We start from the raw sequence: 1,457 nt of genomic DNA, 5'->3' as shown, positions 1-1,457 counted from the left end.
GCCCCAGCAGGCGAGCTCCAGGCCGTCGTAGCCCCATTCCGAGGCCAGCCGGCAGACCTCCTCGAACGGCAGGTCCGCCCACTGCCCCGTGAACAGTGTGATCGGTCGCGTCATCTCACCCTCGCTCTCACAGTCCTGTGCACCATCAGATCGCGGTCCAGCCCGACCCGGCGGCCGCGCTCTGCTCGACGGCCTCCAGCACCCGCTGCACCCGCAGCCCGTCCTCGAAGGACGGTGCGGGGTCGGTGCCGGCGGCCACCGCCTCGATGAAGTCCTTCACCTCGTGGGTGAAGGTGTGCTCGTACCCGAGGCCGTGACCCGGCGGCCACCAGGCCCCGGCGTACGGGTGCTCCGGCTCGGTGACGAGGATCCGCCGGAACCCGCTCTCGGCGGCGTCGAGCGTGTGGTCGTGGAACCACAGCTCGTTCATCGCCTCGAAGTCGAAGGTCAGGCTGCCCAGCGAGCCGTTGACCTCGATGCGCAGCGCGTTCTTGCGGCCGCTGGCGAAGCGGGTGGCCTCGAAGGACCCCAGCGCCCCGCCCTCGAAGCGGCCGATGAACAGCGCGGCGTCGTCCACCGTCACCTCGCCCATCTCACCGGTGCCGCCCTCACCGGCGAGGCCGCTCGACCCCTCGGCGAGCGGGCGCTCCTTGACGAACGTCTCGGTGATCGCGCTCACCCCGGTCAGCGACCGGCCGACGATGAACTGCGCGGTGTCGATGATGTGGGCGCCGATGTCACCGAGGGCCCCGGACCCGGCCTTGTCCTTCTGCAGCCGCCAGACCAGCGGGAACTCCGGGTCGACGATCCAGTCCTGCAGGTACTGCGCCCGCACGTGCCGGATCTCCCCGAGCCTGCCCTCTTCGACGAACCGCCGGGCCAGCGCGATGGCGGGCACGCGGCGGTAGTTGAAGGCGACCATGCTGCGCACCCCGCGCGCCGCCGCCGCGCGGGCGGCGGCGGTCATGGCCTCGGCCTCGGCCACGGTGTTGGCCAGCGGCTTCTCACAGATGACGTGCTTGCCCGCCTCCAGCGCCGCGATGGCGATCTCGGCGTGGCTGTCGCCCGGCGTGCAGATGTCGATCACCTGCACGTCGTCACGCTCGAGGAGCCGCTTCCAGTCGGTCTCCACCGCCGCCCAGCCGAGCGTCTGCGCGGCCTCGGCCGTGCGCTCGGGCGACCGGCCGGCCAGGGCCGCCATGACGGGCCGTACCGGCAGGTCGAAGAACGAGGCGACGCTCCGCCACGCCTGCGAGTGAACGCGCCCCATGAACGCGTACCCCACCATGCCGACGCCCAGCGTCGGCCTGCTGTCTGTCACTGAATATCTCCCCCTATCAGGATTCGAAGCCGGACGGCAGGTACTTGTCCACATTGTCCTTGCTGACGGTCTCCGAGGTCAGCGTGATGGACTGCGGCACCTGCTGCTCCAGCAGGTCGCTCATGCCCTTGCCCTG

Annotated in this window: 1 protein-coding gene and 1 pseudogene; both read right to left on the bottom strand. The window is 70.8% G+C overall.

Annotated features, from left to right (window positions below):
• Positions 1 to 114, bottom strand: a pseudogene (locus tag AB0O28_RS39815) (sugar phosphate isomerase/epimerase); the annotation flags it as partial.
• A gap of 31 nt (positions 115 to 145) precedes the next feature.
• Positions 146 to 1,321, bottom strand: coding sequence for a Gfo/Idh/MocA family oxidoreductase (locus AB0O28_RS39810; protein WP_363648225.1), 1,176 nt, complete (start codon positions 1,319 to 1,321; stop codon positions 146 to 148).
• Between the last annotated feature and the right edge of the window lie 136 nt (positions 1,322 to 1,457).

This window comes from Microbispora sp. NPDC088329 (genome assembly GCF_040685655.1).
Classification (GTDB): domain Bacteria; phylum Actinomycetota; class Actinomycetes; order Streptosporangiales; family Streptosporangiaceae; genus Microbispora.
This window is presented reverse-complemented; position numbering and strand designations above follow the sequence as displayed.